The sequence below is a fragment of the Photobacterium rosenbergii genome (genome assembly GCF_003026455.1).
GTDB lineage: Bacteria > Pseudomonadota > Gammaproteobacteria > Enterobacterales > Vibrionaceae > Photobacterium > Photobacterium rosenbergii.
Genome location: NZ_PYMB01000001.1, coordinates 608,940 through 622,386 on the forward strand (window position 1 = coordinate 608,940; position 13,447 = coordinate 622,386).

Annotated in this window: 16 protein-coding genes and 1 pseudogene; 9 read left to right on the forward strand and 8 right to left on the reverse strand. The window is 40.7% G+C overall.

Annotation, left to right across the window (positions count from 1 at the left end):
* Nucleotides 1–73: 73 nt before the first annotated feature.
* The gene (locus tag C9J01_RS02950) at nt 74–1,045 is read right to left on the reverse strand and encodes a tyrosine-type recombinase/integrase (RefSeq protein WP_107296605.1); all 972 of its coding nucleotides are present in this window, start codon (nt 1,043–1,045) and stop codon (nt 74–76) included.
* Between the two features lie 168 nt (nt 1,046–1,213).
* On the opposite strand from C9J01_RS02950, the gene C9J01_RS02955 reads away from it, so the two are divergent.
* Entirely contained in the window at nt 1,214–1,603 is a 390-nt protein-coding gene (locus C9J01_RS02955; protein ID WP_237156849.1) for a DUF3319 domain-containing protein, read from the forward strand.
* A 45-nt stretch (nt 1,604–1,648) separates the two neighbouring features.
* On the opposite strand, the gene C9J01_RS02960 is transcribed toward C9J01_RS02955, so the two are convergent.
* Both C9J01_RS02960 and C9J01_RS02965 read right to left on the reverse strand, forming a co-directional pair.
* Nucleotides 1,649–2,140 carry an ATP-dependent zinc protease family protein gene (locus C9J01_RS02960; protein ID WP_222939882.1) on the reverse strand — a complete coding sequence of 164 codons (492 nt, stop codon included), beginning with the start codon at nt 2,138–2,140 and terminating at the stop codon, nt 1,649–1,651.
* 114 nt (nt 2,141–2,254) lie between these two features.
* The gene (locus C9J01_RS02965) at nt 2,255–2,860 is read right to left on the reverse strand and encodes an HAD family hydrolase (protein ID WP_107296607.1); all 606 of its coding nucleotides are present in this window, start codon (nt 2,858–2,860) and stop codon (nt 2,255–2,257) included.
* 117 nt (nt 2,861–2,977) lie between these two features.
* On the opposite strand from C9J01_RS02965, the gene yciH reads away from it, so the two are divergent.
* Together yciH and C9J01_RS02975 are read left to right on the forward strand one after the other, a co-directional pair.
* Nucleotides 2,978–3,301: a stress response translation initiation inhibitor YciH gene (gene yciH / locus C9J01_RS02970; protein ID WP_107296608.1), complete on the forward strand. Its 324-nt coding sequence runs from the start codon at nt 2,978–2,980 to the stop codon at nt 3,299–3,301.
* 423 nt (nt 3,302–3,724) lie between these two features.
* A pseudogene (locus C9J01_RS02975) lies at nt 3,725–4,528 on the forward strand (ISNCY family transposase); the annotation flags it as partial.
* An 83-nt stretch (nt 4,529–4,611) separates the two neighbouring features.
* On the opposite strand, the gene C9J01_RS02980 reads toward C9J01_RS02975, so the two are convergent.
* Nucleotides 4,612–5,568: a trypsin-like peptidase domain-containing protein gene (locus C9J01_RS02980; RefSeq protein WP_158264480.1), complete on the reverse strand. Its 957-nt coding sequence runs from the start codon at nt 5,566–5,568 to the stop codon at nt 4,612–4,614.
* Nucleotides 5,569–5,795: 227 nt separating this feature from the next.
* Nucleotides 5,796–5,960, reverse strand: coding sequence for a hypothetical protein (locus tag C9J01_RS29575; RefSeq protein WP_158264481.1), 165 nt, complete (start codon nt 5,958–5,960; stop codon nt 5,796–5,798).
* A gap of 497 nt (nt 5,961–6,457) precedes the next feature.
* On the opposite strand from C9J01_RS29575, the gene C9J01_RS02985 reads away from it, so the two are divergent.
* From C9J01_RS02985 to C9J01_RS02990, 3 genes are all read left to right on the forward strand, one after another.
* Nucleotides 6,458–6,895 carry a hypothetical protein gene (locus tag C9J01_RS02985; protein ID WP_107296610.1) on the forward strand — a complete coding sequence of 146 codons (438 nt, stop codon included), beginning with the start codon at nt 6,458–6,460 and terminating at the stop codon, nt 6,893–6,895.
* A 131-nt stretch (nt 6,896–7,026) separates the two neighbouring features.
* On the forward strand, nt 7,027–7,179 hold the full coding sequence (locus C9J01_RS29750) for a hypothetical protein (RefSeq protein ID WP_170114874.1): 153 nt from the start codon (nt 7,027–7,029) through the stop codon (nt 7,177–7,179).
* Nucleotides 7,180–7,308: 129 nt separating this feature from the next.
* Entirely contained in the window at nt 7,309–7,665 is a 357-nt protein-coding gene (locus tag C9J01_RS02990) for a TraR/DksA family transcriptional regulator (RefSeq protein WP_107296611.1), read from the forward strand.
* 58 nt (nt 7,666–7,723) lie between these two features.
* Here the strand turns inward: C9J01_RS02990 and C9J01_RS02995 are convergent, their stop codons facing one another.
* Nucleotides 7,724–8,170, reverse strand: coding sequence for an NUDIX hydrolase (locus C9J01_RS02995; RefSeq protein WP_107296612.1), 447 nt, complete (start codon nt 8,168–8,170; stop codon nt 7,724–7,726).
* A 347-nt stretch (nt 8,171–8,517) separates the two neighbouring features.
* On the opposite strand from C9J01_RS02995, the gene rpoS reads away from it, so the two are divergent.
* The gene (gene rpoS / locus C9J01_RS03000; RefSeq protein ID WP_107296613.1) at nt 8,518–9,396 is read left to right on the forward strand and encodes an RNA polymerase sigma factor RpoS; all 879 of its coding nucleotides are present in this window, start codon (nt 8,518–8,520) and stop codon (nt 9,394–9,396) included.
* Between the two features lie 490 nt (nt 9,397–9,886).
* Complete coding sequence (locus C9J01_RS03010; protein WP_107296615.1) at nt 9,887–10,423, forward strand: YceB family lipoprotein; 537 nt, start codon at nt 9,887–9,889, stop codon at nt 10,421–10,423.
* Nucleotides 10,424–10,456: 33 nt separating this feature from the next.
* Here C9J01_RS03010 and C9J01_RS03015 read toward each other — a convergent pair whose 3' ends face one another.
* Nucleotides 10,457–10,753, reverse strand: a complete 297-nt coding sequence (locus tag C9J01_RS03015; protein ID WP_107296616.1) for a hypothetical protein — start codon at nt 10,751–10,753, stop codon at nt 10,457–10,459.
* Between the two features lie 206 nt (nt 10,754–10,959).
* Nucleotides 10,960–12,105, reverse strand: coding sequence for a chromate efflux transporter (gene chrA, locus C9J01_RS03020; RefSeq protein WP_107296617.1), 1,146 nt, complete (start codon nt 12,103–12,105; stop codon nt 10,960–10,962).
* 403 nt (nt 12,106–12,508) lie between these two features.
* Here chrA and C9J01_RS03025 point away from each other — a divergent pair, with 403 nt between their 5' ends.
* Nucleotides 12,509–13,435, forward strand: coding sequence for a LysR family transcriptional regulator (locus C9J01_RS03025; protein ID WP_107296618.1), 927 nt, complete (start codon nt 12,509–12,511; stop codon nt 13,433–13,435).
* Nucleotides 13,436–13,447: the final 12 nt, after the last annotated feature.

Genomic DNA, 13,447 nt, shown 5'->3' on the forward strand with positions numbered 1-13,447 from the left:
AATACTCCCACTTTAATGCACTATAATTTTATGTTTGTCACCTAAATACTAATTTATCCTTGGGCACTTTAACTTATTTTTCCCAGGGCTTAGGTTTGATGAATTTGTTTACTTCTTTGTCATGCCTATCAGTGTTACCAACGTATTGAGCCGGCATCGCTGGGCTTTTCCAACGGCCTTGTTCTTGAATTTCAATAATAGATAATCCTGCATCAGAGAGATCTTTAGCAGCGCCTACACGAGGAGACTGGCCAGAGAATAGGGAAGTTTCCCCTAATCCGAGATCGTCACTGGCTCGTCGGAAGACGCGATAAATCGAAGAATGATCTAATGGTTTGTCGCCGATATTGCTGTGTCTGTCTATACGCCTGAACACAAAACCACTCTCAATCATGCCGATAACTAGCCAACGTTGTAGAGCTTTTGACGCAATGCTACTGAGTGAAATTGTTGTTTGGTTGACATCTAAATCAACAAGCCCCGAGCTGTGAATGTATAGATTTTCAACAGAAAGGGCAGCAAGTTCGCTACGTTTAAGCATGGCTTCAAACATCACTGCCCATATTGCCAAATCTCTGATATCTTTAGGCTTTGTAGAGAGCTCGAAGGTATCAATCAATTGCTGAAGGTGCTCATCTCGAAAAGGTGCAGCATTTTGGTAATCGTCGTGTTTCTCCAATTGCTGCTTTTTCATCGCGAGACGAATCTCTGATTTTGCACATGGGTCACTCAGGTTATGGCAGCGGTGTACGAGAGATATAGTGACCATGTAACGTTTTAGACTGGCTAACTTTCTGACCTTTGCCATTTGCTCGATATAACGGTGGACCGTATCAGCTTTAGCCGGAAGTGCAGGGATATGTTCAGATTGGCAAAAAGCCAAGAAATTATTCCAATCATTTTTAAATGAAATGAGTGTATTAGAAGCATACTTGTCATGTGTGAGTGTTCTCATGACTTCCACGGAGTCTAATGGTTTATTGAAGCGTTTTATACTCAACAAACATTCAATCTCATCTTGTATTGGAGTAATCTCTTTAGCCATAGTTTATCTACCTAGTGCACTATAATTTATTTACTATCATATTCTAATATAGATATCTCGAAAGTTCATATATAATCGCACAAATGTAACACTAATGAGCTTGAACAGCAGACAAACCAAAGTTTTGATGCTTATATTTAAAAATACTTATGAAAACCAAGGCTCATTATGGCTCAACAGAACGAGGCAGAAATGAAAAAAAGACTGTTCCATCGAGGCCACAATATTGAAAATGCCTCCGGAGCACCTGATGGTTGGAAAACAATCATTAATGGAAATACAATTATCAGTAAGCTAACTCTGGTAAAGAAAAGTATTGATTGGTGGTATGATATGCAAACATTTATGCCGCCTGAAAAATTCCTTGTAGCTAATAAAACTGAACGTGTCGATCAGAAAATCGAAGAGTACAAAGGCTTTAAACTGATCAATGATAATGGAGAGCCAAATGGTTGGTATGTCATGCTTGGTAGCAAGCTCTTAAAAGGCTCTCCTTTAGCCATAAAAAAACACTTAGATTTGGTTGTAGCTAAACTTCAACAAAACAGACAGCAATAAAAAAACGCCCAGAGTAGGGCGTTTCTTTTTACTTGGCTAACTCAATTAATCGTTTTCATCGAGTTTCTCGACATCGACTAAATAGTCACCTTCGAGCCAATTACGTCCGATCAGGAGTTTGTATTCTAGTTTACTCCTGTCTCGTAGGTTAACTGCAACAGTCTTATGCTCACCATTCCAGCCAAGATCCATCTTCACGGCATAACGTCTTTCAACACCTTGAGCATTTCTAATCTTGCTGACTTTGACGATCTTGCCTTTATAAGTCGCTTCCTCACCTTTTTCATTGATAGAAGTGAACTCAACGGTATGGCCAAGGTGGTCTCGCATGTTATCGCTGTCACTTTCATCACCAATAACTTTAATATCTTTGGCATGGATAGATGTAGTGGCTGCACCGGTATCAATACGTGCTAGGTAATCCATCTCTAAATCATAGACTTTGATAGTCTCGACTTGACCTACAATCGATTTCGAATCGTCACTTTTTGACTCAGCCATGGCAAGATTGGAACCCATAACAGAGAATAACAACATTGCTGGGATAAAAAGTCTTTTCACGAAAACTCCTGACGCTTAGGTACAAATTAAGTGGCAATATGCCATTTTTCAGATGAACGTTAAATGAATTTCATCGTAATAACAAAAATTCTAGTTAATTTTTAGCAAATTACGAATGTCTGAGCAGCTTTGTTGGGGCGATTTAAAGTGAAAAACTTCAAACCCAAGGGCTTTAGCTGCATCGAGGTTTTTGGGTTGATCATCAATGAAAAGAGATTCGTTCGGGTCAATATCAAACCGTTGGCAAAGCAATTCAAAAAACTCTGCTTCTGGCTTAATAGCGAGTTCTTTTCCGGATACCAAACCGCCATCAAACAGTTGGTAAAGCCCATGACGCTCATTTAACTTTTCAAAAAAGGCACTGCTCATGTTTGTGAGAAAGTAAGCAGAAAAGTTAAGGCTCAACACTTGGTTGACTAGATCGTAGGTTTCATTAATTAAGTGGAGATTGCTCTGGATGTGCTCGAAAAAATCTTCCATCCTTGATTCAGGTAGATTAACGCGAGCGGCACAACGAGGTATGGCTTCAGCCATCAACATCTCGCCACGATCGAGCGATAGCCAATCTGGGTGTTGTAGAACATGTTCAAGTAATAGGGCTTGTTCGTCCTGAGAGTCTGTAAACGTCGAGACGATTTTTGCAGGGTCCCATTCGAACAGCACAGCACCAAAGTCAAAAATAACGTTTTTAATCATAACTGTTTCCGTTACAGTACCTATTATTGATAGTATTCTGGTTCAGGTGATATTCAAATGTGAAATCGCAAGATAGTACCTGGTTCACAGATCCAAGAAATTAAACGAGATTTTCCCATGAACGACAACAGCCGCTTGGTATTTTCCACAGAAACTGGCCGTATCAAAGAAGACAAACCAGCACCTCAACGACCTAAAGGTGACGGTGTTGTCCGTATTCAACGCCAGACAAAAGGCCGTAAAGGTAAAGGAGTTTGCATCGTAACGGGTTTAGACCTGGAAGATGCTCAATTGAAATTGTTGGCTGCCGAACTGAAAAAAGTCTGCGGCTGCGGCGGTTCAGTGAAAGATGGCAACATCGAGATCCAAGGTGATAAGCGAGATGTAATCAAAGCTGCACTTGAGAAAAAAGGCCACACAGTAAAATTGGCTGGCGGCTAATTTAATCTTAGTGGATGACTAAAATTCTAGCCCTGAGCATTGCTTGGGGCTTTTTATTAGATAATTTCCACGATAGCAAACTGGCAAACGCATCCTGCGAAAGGCATTTTGCTTATCTGCAAATTATCTACTTTATGGTAAATCGGCATTACTGTTAAATTGCCACGAAGTGACAGTGTAATTGAAAAGCGAACTGCAACCTGACGGTGGAGAGTGGGTTACACAAGCAAATGGTATAGGTACTAATTGAAGACTACATATAAAAGATAGATACCTCATTTAACATAATATACATAATGCGCACTCGGATTGTAGCCACAAAGCTAAAGTGTCTCTTTTCTACAAAGTGAAAATGTCCTGTTTTTCCTATGTTGATCAGACCTTGTCTGGTCTGTGTGAGATGAACTGAAGATGTTGGTAACCATGAATGATAAAGAGATTTTACGCCTGAGTGCTATCCGTGATGTGTGTGAACACCGTATTCGACGTTCCGATGCAGCACGTATCCTTTCCCTCAGTGTTCGCCAGGTACAACGTTTAGTGACACGCTTTCGTGAGTCCGGTGCTGCAGGCCTTGTTCATCAGCGCCGAGGCAAACCGTCTTCGAATAAAATCAACGATAACGTCCGTTACCGTTGTTTGAGTCTGATCAATCAAAAATATCCTGACTTTGGCCCAACGCTAGCCCACGAAAAACTCACCGAGCGTCACGATATTTCAATTTCATTGGAGACGCTACGCCAATGGATGATCGCCGATGGTCTTTGGGTTCCCCATGCCAAACGTAAGCCGCGAGTTTACCAACCTCGCCACCGGCGTGATTGCCTGGGTGAACTGGTTCAAATTGACGGCTCCCACCATGACTGGTTCGAAGGTCGCAGCCCCAAATGCTGTCTGTTGGTATACATCGATGATGCTACTGGCCGCTTGATGAACCTGCGCTTCAGTGAAACTGAATCAGCTTTCGACTACATGGTGGCTACCCGTGAATACCTTGAACAGCACGGTAAACCCACTGCATTCTATAGTGATCGGCATGCGGTTTTCCATGTCAGCAAGCGTGATGCCCACACTGAACGACTCACCCAGTTTGGTCGTGTACTGAATGATCTCAATATCGAATTGATCTGTGCCAACAGTTCGCAAGCCAAGGGCCGCGTTGAGCGCGCGAACAAAACGTTACAGGATCGCTTAGTCAAGGAGATGCATCTGCCGAAAAGCTCTGGAGAAACTCAATGCAAGGCGTAGCGCCGTCGGCTCCCTAGCCTTTGTTCAGGCGTAAAAAAGCCCGCGATTGCGGGCTTAATAATTTAGGCTTCATTCAGGCAAACTAAAGGCACCGAAAATTGCTTACTCTTCTCGGCAATCTTCGATGGTGGTAGCGACTTCTTATCTGAAGTCGTCTTGTATTCAATATTGGATTCGTTCAAGAAAATACTGAACATCGAAGACTTAATTGACTCTTTACCATCTTTAACCAAACCAATAACTGCACCATTTTCAGCAATTACAGGTCCACCAATGTTACCTTGATCAACCGCATTGGTTGTTTCCATAAACCTGACATCGTTATCGCTTCCAGACACGGAGCTAATGATGCCGTCAGTGATTTTTCCTTGGTATGTTGGTGTCTTTGCATTCATACCATTTGAAGATGGAACGTAACCGTATGTGTACGCACGATCACCTTGTATAGTTTGTTTATTTAGACTGATTGTTGCATAAGATTCATTTGGAGTTAGTGCCTTAAGTATGGCAATTTTATTTGCTTTATCGACACTGACAAGCCTAGTTTCAAAGAGTTGACCTGAGCGTTCATAGTTGATTTTTGCACAGCTACCGATCATGTCACTTGTAGTTAAAATATTGATATTATTTACAAAAAATCCAGACCCTTTTTTATTAGTATTAGCTTTATAAACAGTGCCTTGAGATATGATATTGTAGTTGTTGACTGTTGAGTTGGTAGACGCTGGTGCAGTTGGTGTTTGAGAAGTAATTGGGCTCCCATTAACTTCTGTTACGCTACAGTTGTTACCACCTGAATCAACACAAGTTTTCTTAGCGAGTGCTATCGCTTCAGATGTTGTTGGTGAGCCCCAAGCTGCACCTGCTACGTTATTTGTTCCGATAGCAAATGCTTTATTATTTGGTTTCGCTCTATACTGGTTGTAAAGGTTATCCGCGCTGTTTGCCGTGGTCTGGCATCCTGCCAACAAAGCTACCGACATTGCTACAATGCCATATTTGAATGATTTATTGTTCATTATTATCCACATGTATATATGAGTATTACTATAAAACTCTATGCATTTTAACTCGATAATATAATGTTTAATAACGGAAAAATGTGGTAATTATCAATTTACATCGGTTTTCTCTTTAAGCCACTCAACCTTGAGGATACGCTTCTCATGCTTCGCTAACATCTTCAAAAGCTCATCCAGTACGGATACATGTGCCTTAACAGACCGGAATAATAGATAACAGATGATCAATGTCGGTGGAGTTCACCAAGTTCGGTGAACAGTTTAAGCAGCTCTACCACACAAGTCCCCTTACCTTTTTTCTTGCGAACTGTGTCAAACAAGCCGATAAACATTGGTGCAATGGCCTGAATTGTACCGCTAAGTTGAGCACCAGATACACCGATTGTCACGGTGACTAAATCGCTTTAAACATCAGCGGTTATCAGAGACTGTTGTTGAACCCACTGTTAACTTACTACTGCCATAAAAAAGCTCTGCCAAAGTAGGCAGAGCTATGTATATGGTTACTTATACGACTTTCTCGAAAAGGGTTGCCACTCTGATTAAGTGGGCTTTTGATACTAGGGTATTGAAAGTCGGTGAACGTTTCCCCTAGCCTTTACCTTTTACATTCTAGTTAAATATTTTAATCCTACCAAATATCCAGTTATAGTTTTTCCGGAGATCTGGATCGATTCCTTGATATTCAGGTTATTGTCGAACGTTACTTTCAACGAGAAATGACAAAGTCTGTATGTGTTTATGTCACGGTACGAAATCCCATTTACTCATGCTATTACAAACTATGCAGCTTAAATGTTATGATTCATGCACTTACAAACACTTCTTGAAGTTTGCATGTGATTCGATAATCACTAGCAAGGATATGTTCTAATAAGGCTAAGGAATGAAACTGTTTATCACTGCTGTTGTTGTCTGTTCTCTATCTTTACAAGTTATAGCCTCACCGATCTCACCCATTATTAAGACTATTGTTGGTGATTCTTATACTGCCTATGAAGCAACGAAAATTTGTGCCAACGAGCTATTCTATAACCCGTACACTAAATCGTTATTCACGAGTGAGTCTGCATCAGACCAGACCTGGGAACTAACGTATGTTTCAGAAGTACAGTTGGGCGATCGATACACACCTTTTAAAGCTAATTTTAAAACTCACATTCAGGACGACAAGATCCACGTGACAATTGATGACGCCAAAATTATTGATAGTATTGGGAGGGAAGTCAGAAGCTTTTCTTCTCCTCATGCGGTGACTAAGCCTTTAGAAAATAAGATGTATGACGCTTACGAGTCTTTCATGATTTGTGTCAGCGATTACTAGTCACTGACCTACCCTTACATGAATTATTCTTATTGTTTCGAGCAAAAAGTCGATTAGTTGTAATCTAATATCTCTGCTTTAATAGCGCCCATAGATAATTCAATCTTATTGTTAATAAACAAGGTGTTATAATGTTTGCAGAAGAAGATCGTGTAGTTGCAACTAAAGGTATTGAGCTAGGTGAGATGGTTGTTACTGGCATCAGCAGTGGCGGCTTCTACATCCATGTTAAAGTTGATGGCATGACTTTGACTTACCCTGCACAAGATCTTAAGAAAGCATAATTAATGCTGTTCAAATGATTTCTGAAAGGTAGCTTCGGCTACCTTTTTTCGTTTCAGTTTTAAAAATCTATACTTACCTAAACACGCTACATTCATTGTAAACCTAGTTAATGAATACAGGATTAGCATATGGGTATTGCCTTCCACCCCGACTCTGAGCTTGATGATGTAAAACTGACACAACTCCACGAAGAGTTGCTCTCAAAAAAAGCTCACTTTAAAGATGAGATCATCAAACTAAACCAGGTTATCGCCAAAAAGGAAGACTGTTCAGTAACAGATGTTGCTGAGGCCGCCAACATTAGAGAAGAAGCTGACAGAGCAATGGGGCTTGTCGAACAGTACACCGAGACGTTGGCTTTAATAGAAAAAGCCCTATCTCATATGGAGCATGGTACTTACGGCGTCAGTGATAAGTCAGGTAACCCTATCCCATTTGAACGGCTTAAAATAATCCCTTGGACATCAACTTGTGCCGATGACTAGGAAGCCGAAAACACAAGGCTAATAGTGTTAGCCTGCTATGCTCGACGTAAGTGTCTTTCTATTCCGATACTCTCAACCAAGACGAAGGCGGCGTATTAATAAAGTGTTTCCATACATGCTTGTAAAATTGGTGTTGATTGGGAAAAGGCGCCAACATTAATGCCTCTTCTAATGAGCACCAACGGTACTCAGTATGCTCATGATTAATAATCACTGGCTGTTCACCAGCACAAAACGCCACGAAGCCAATCGCCATGAAAATTTGATCAGTTTGAGCATGGTAAAACTGTTGTAGATAGTCTGCGCTATACAACTTGTCTACCTTCAGTTGTGTTTCCTCTGCAATTTCACGGATCACTGCGGCTGTAGCACATTCGCCTAGTTCGATTTTACCCGCGACATTGCACCAGTAGTTATCATCGATTCTTTTTAACATTAACATCATAATTTCGCCGTTTCTTTTGCTAAAAACGACACTGGACACAAGGTTTGTCTTCAGCTCCATATCCACCTCCGAGAAACATTTTGAAAGACATAAATCAGATATATTTACGATATATTTTATGATTAAACGCTATAACAACGTCAGCTATATGTGCACAACATACTGATTAACTAGGCAATAGTCAGCATATGTTCCAACCTCACCATGCTGTGTGAAAGTTTTAACCAAGTAGAGCTTTCTTAGTAAATTAAAAGACTTTGTCAATAGCATAATGCAACACATTCTTGCTTTTATATAAAAACACACCATTCCTCAATGGCATATGCATACTGTTCATGTTAGTGTGTGGATGTAACAAATTAAAACAAACATATAACATTTTGGGTTGTCATTGTTAGGGGTAAGATATGGATATCAAATCACAAGAACTAAATAATGGTTTCGATGCTGATGTAATCCATCTGTATCTACAAGAAATCGCGCACAAACCTTTACTTACGAAAGAAGAAGAAATTCTTTACAGCAGAAAAACTCTGCGTGGTGATAAATTTGCCAAAGCAACAATGATTGAGAGTAACCTGCGCCTCGTTGTTAGCATTGCAAAAAAATACCGCAATAGCGGCATGTCACTAAGTGATCTTATCGATGAAGGAAATATCGGTTTAATCACAGCCGTCGAGAAGTTCGATCCAGAACGTGGTTTCCGCTTCTCTACCTACGCGACATGGTGGATTAAGCAAACCATAGAACGTTCTATCCACAACCAGGCTCGTACTATCCGTCTACCGGTGCATGTGTCCAAAGAGATCAACACGATTCTTCGTACACACAAGCAACTAATGAAAACGACGAATCAGGAACCAAGCCAAGAAGAGATCGCTGCAAAGCTAGAGCGTTCTGTAGAAGATATATCAAATGTACTGGCATATGATGCCCCTGTCGTATCAATTGACCAGCAAATTTCAGATGATTCAGGTTCTCAAACTATCTCTGCATTTATTGCTGATGATGAAGGCGTTAAACCAGAGAACGAACTGGATAAACAAGACATCAGCAAACTTGCCATTGCGATGCTAGAAAGCTTAAATGAGCGGGATCGTGAAATCCTTTGCCGCCGTTTCGGGCTGCTAGGTTATGAAGCACAAACACTTCAGCAAGTAGCTGACGAAGTTGGCCTGACACGTGAACGTATTCGCCAGTTACAAGTGAGTTCATTGAAAAAATTGAAGAACACGCTTAGCCGTGAAAACTATGACCTAGAGCTTCTATTTGCAGAAACGGCATAATAGACTTCAACAGCTTAAAAGCCCTCCTCTAGCGAGGGCTTAATTTTTTGTAATCACCTGCTATATCATTTCACTTCTCTACGATCCAACCTCTAATCATTGAAGCTTAAACATGTTAACAAACTCCGCTGTCCGTATATTGTTACCAACTCAACGACAGACGGTGTTGGTAGTATGAATTACAAAGCAGTATTCCTTATCTTGATATTGGTGTTAAGCCATAGTGGGTTTGCCCTTTCAGCGACGAAGAAAAGCAAAGAGTGTAAGAAAATCACTAATAAGATAGAGTCAATCCAGAAAAAAATGCGGTCTGGCTACTCAACAAAGAAAGGCGCTAAGTATAACGAGCAATTGAATAAATTATACAAGCAGCAGTTTAAAAAGTGCTTCTGATCAGGGTGTTCATTTACTGAATCTCGGTTATGCACATTTGATACGACATGCCTCTGATACGCTTTTATAGATAATAAAAAGGTATGAGGCGCTAATTGTGAAAATCATTTATACCCTATTGCTGTCGCTGTTACTTTCCTCGTGCGCGAGTTACAGTGTAACTGAAAGGGAGATTCAGGATTACCTTGATGACAGAAGCGGATTTGAAAGAACTGTAGGCTTTAAAGGGTTAGCTCATGCCAATATTAAATTCGAAAATGTGAAAGTAGGTATTGGACGTGTTGCAGATGACAGAGTCAATCTTGATGCTGACTCAAAAGCACAGATAACAATCCAAGGACAAAGCACGCAGAATTTACAAATTAAAGTCAGCTTTAGTGCTATTCCATACTACGACAAAGAAGAAGGTGCCATTTTTCTTAATGACTTAAATGTTGAAGACATCGATATTCAACCCAATGAACTGAACCTTCCCAGCAAACAATTACTGTCTCCAATCATTGAGATGGTTGGACAATACCTACTAACGAGACCAGTGTACCGATTAAATGATGAGGACTTCAAACAGTCAATGCTCAAAACGGCCCGCCCTGAATTATTAATTAAGAATCACGAACTGGTTATACAGATTTAAATGAAAAAGAGCACCAAAATTGGTGCTCTTCTACTACTGCCTATCTTTTGCCTGTTCAAGAAAATTTGTACCGGCAGCTTCATCAATGATGTGAACAGCCCGCTCGGCTTCGAATGATTTTCTCATTGCCTCTGCTGCGTAATCCCTAATCATCGAACTATTTGATTGAACGAAAATTGTTATAAACAAAATTAAACAAACAACACCAGTGCCAACAGCTAAGATCGTTTTCTTGAAAATGCGCTTTTCCGCTTCGCGTAACTCCTTTTCAAGAATTTCTATAACATCATAATTGGTAAGGTTTGGCCTTATTTTTCTTTGATTTTTCATGTAGTTAGTGACCAATGCGTAATAGTTATTTGCAGTTACTTTATCAGCCCATTCTTAACTTTACCTTAATCAGCTTTAAACATCGTAGTGAGCTTTTTTTGTTTGGGATATGTGTGTATATTTTAGTTTCAAATAAATAGTTATAGTGCGTTAGATTTAAAAAGAACACAGCCCGAAGGCTGTGCGTTTTTAAATCGTTTTCATGCTTACATGATGTATTGGTAACCAACAAACAATGCTATCAAGCCCCATACAGGAATGTTTCGATACTTAAGAAGATAGAACCCAACAATAACGGCAATAACATCAAATACAGAGCTTATTGAAGTTGAGATTACCGGTTTGATAAATGCACTACCCAACAAACCGACAACACATGCATTAACCAGCAATATTGACTCTTGAAGACGTTGATGTTTGAACAAAGCACTCCAAGTTGGCAAGAATGCAAAGAGTAATAAACTGCCTGGCAAGAATACAGCAATTGTAGCGAGCAAACTACCAATAAACGGGCTTTCAGAGATAGTCGATGCGCCTAAATAACTTGCCATTGTGAACATTGGCCCTGGCACTAACTGCGCAGACGCATAGGCACTCAAGAACGTATCAGGTTCTACCATCCCCTCCATCAATGGCTCAAGAAGAGGAAGAACGACATGACCACCACCAAATACAAAACTACCCGCTTGATAGAAAACATTGATAAGGTTAAGCAGTTCTGATTTTCCAGCTATTAGCGGTAAGCCCAATAGCAAGATCGCAAAGACACTGACGATACCCAGATGAGGTTTAATCATCGGCTGACTCGATAACTCGGAATTATGTTGCTTCTGAGATGAAATAACAAAGCCCAAGCATGCCGCGAACAAAATAGGCACAATCTGCCCAAGCAACCCTGATGTGACAAAAACACTAATCGCAGTCGTAATCGCAACAGCTGCAGTAAGTTTGCTAGTAATGTTTTTCTTAACCATCCCCCACATAGCATCTGCAACCACAACAACGGCCAACAATTTAGCAGCCTGAATCACCGTATCGATGAAGGCAACATCATTATATTGCTGATTACCAATAGCCAAAAAGGTTAGTAATAAGAATGACGGGAATGTGAAACCGACAAATGCAGCAAGTGCACCTAAGTAACCTGCTCTTTTAAATCCGATAAACATTCCAAGCTGGCTACTTGCCGGCCCAGGTAAAAACTGACATAGAGCAACAGCCTGTGTGAAGTCTTGATCGGTTAACCACTTCTTGTTTTGAACGAACTCTCGTTGGAAATAACCAATATGAGCGGCAGGGCCACCGAAGCTATAAAGACCTAGCAGAAAAAACTGCCACATTACTTTGAACATAAAACCTCCTAATGAGGCTCAGATAATATAGCCAAAGAACTAATTAATGAAATCGTTCAATTTAATGGCTTCAATTGATTCTGTTAATTTAGCTTTTCTACTTCAACGATCTACACGCAACGGTTTGCTCATACGACATAACGTAGATCGTTTACTCTCGCTACTCTTTGTTTACACCGAGAAACAATAGCCTTAAGGTTATTGTTTTAAATGGCTATTCCATTGATTCTATTGGCTTTATATTTTTAATTTCAATCAATTGTCTCATCTTCAGAGAGTCGCTATTGATGCATGACTCGCTCACCGACATCTTATCTGGCGTCGTCATATAAGTTGGACAGTGATTCTCCCTATTCATGTTCAATGATATAATTCCTGAGTTAACATGAAGTTGGTCTGAACTATGCTAGAAAATCTGCAACAAATGGTGATCCTTGCCACTGTCGGCCATGAGCAAAACTTTACAAGGGCCGCAGAACGCCTCGGGATTTCAAAATCACAAGTCAGTAAACAAATCCGCTTTTTGGAAGAACGACTTGGTTGTCAACTTGTACAGCGCAGTACTCGTACCGTCGCCCTAACCGAGATAGGTCTTCAATATGCTGAGTATGGCCAACAATTGCTTGATACGGTCAACGAGGCTGAAGCGCTTGTTGCAGGTTATCGAAACGAGATTAAAGGCGTATTACGCATTGGTATCGCCCAGTCTTTTGGTAATCCCCACATTACTTCTGCATTGGCTGAATTCCAAAAAGAGCATCCCGGCTTAGAATTAGAGGTGAGCCTTTTCGATCACCGCCCTAACCTACTTGAAGAAGGTTTTGATTGTTGGGTTGCTATTCACGAGCATCCTCCAGAAGGTATGGTTGCCCGCCGTCTTGCTGATTGCCATTTCGCGGTTGTGGCTTCTCCTGAATACATAAAAGAACATGGAATGCCAAAAGTACCGGGTGATTTGCGCCAGCACAACTGTATTACTTATCAAAGCCGCGAACGTAAATATATCAACTGGGAGTTCACCAGGGATGGCGTAAGACAGTCAATTCGTGCTCGTGGTAATTACCGTATAGACAATGCGCCAGCTGTGCTTGATGCTGCCATGTCAGGCTTAGGAGTTGCGTATCTAGCAACTTACTTGATCACTGATGAAATTGAGACAGGCAAATTGGTTCAACTGCTCCCTGAGTGGAAAGCGGATGTTGAGCTACCTATTTATGCTGTTTATCCTCGCAGGAAATACCTTGCGCCAAAGGTTCGCTCATTCATTGACTTCATGGCTGAACGCATGTCAGTGCCTCCTTATCGCACCCCCAATCCTGTAGCCCGTTGATCAACCTAGCTA

Coding starts and splice junctions, on each gene's coding strand:
- C9J01_RS02950 (WP_107296605.1), bottom strand. CDS start 1,045: ATGGCTAAAGAGATTACTCCAATACAAGATGAGATTGAATGTTTGTTG.
- C9J01_RS02955 (WP_237156849.1), top strand. CDS start 1,214: ATGGCTCAACAGAACGAGGCAGAAATGAAAAAAAGACTGTTCCATCGA.
- C9J01_RS02960 (WP_222939882.1), bottom strand. CDS start 2,140: ATGTTGTTATTCTCTGTTATGGGTTCCAATCTTGCCATGGCTGAGTCA.
- C9J01_RS02965 (WP_107296607.1), bottom strand. CDS start 2,860: ATGATTAAAAACGTTATTTTTGACTTTGGTGCTGTGCTGTTCGAATGG.
- yciH (WP_107296608.1), top strand. CDS start 2,978: ATGAACGACAACAGCCGCTTGGTATTTTCCACAGAAACTGGCCGTATC.
- C9J01_RS02980 (WP_158264480.1), bottom strand. CDS start 5,568: ATGAACAATAAATCATTCAAATATGGCATTGTAGCAATGTCGGTAGCT.
- C9J01_RS02985 (WP_107296610.1), top strand. CDS start 6,458: ATGAAACTGTTTATCACTGCTGTTGTTGTCTGTTCTCTATCTTTACAA.
- C9J01_RS29750 (WP_170114874.1), top strand. CDS start 7,027: ATGTTTGCAGAAGAAGATCGTGTAGTTGCAACTAAAGGTATTGAGCTA.
- C9J01_RS02990 (WP_107296611.1), top strand. CDS start 7,309: ATGGGTATTGCCTTCCACCCCGACTCTGAGCTTGATGATGTAAAACTG.
- C9J01_RS02995 (WP_107296612.1), bottom strand. CDS start 8,170: ATGGAGCTGAAGACAAACCTTGTGTCCAGTGTCGTTTTTAGCAAAAGA.
- rpoS (WP_107296613.1), top strand. CDS start 8,518: ATGGATATCAAATCACAAGAACTAAATAATGGTTTCGATGCTGATGTA.
- C9J01_RS03015 (WP_107296616.1), bottom strand. CDS start 10,753: ATGAAAAATCAAAGAAAAATAAGGCCAAACCTTACCAATTATGATGTT.
- chrA (WP_107296617.1), bottom strand. CDS start 12,105: ATGTTCAAAGTAATGTGGCAGTTTTTTCTGCTAGGTCTTTATAGCTTC.
- C9J01_RS03025 (WP_107296618.1), top strand. CDS start 12,509: ATGCTAGAAAATCTGCAACAAATGGTGATCCTTGCCACTGTCGGCCAT.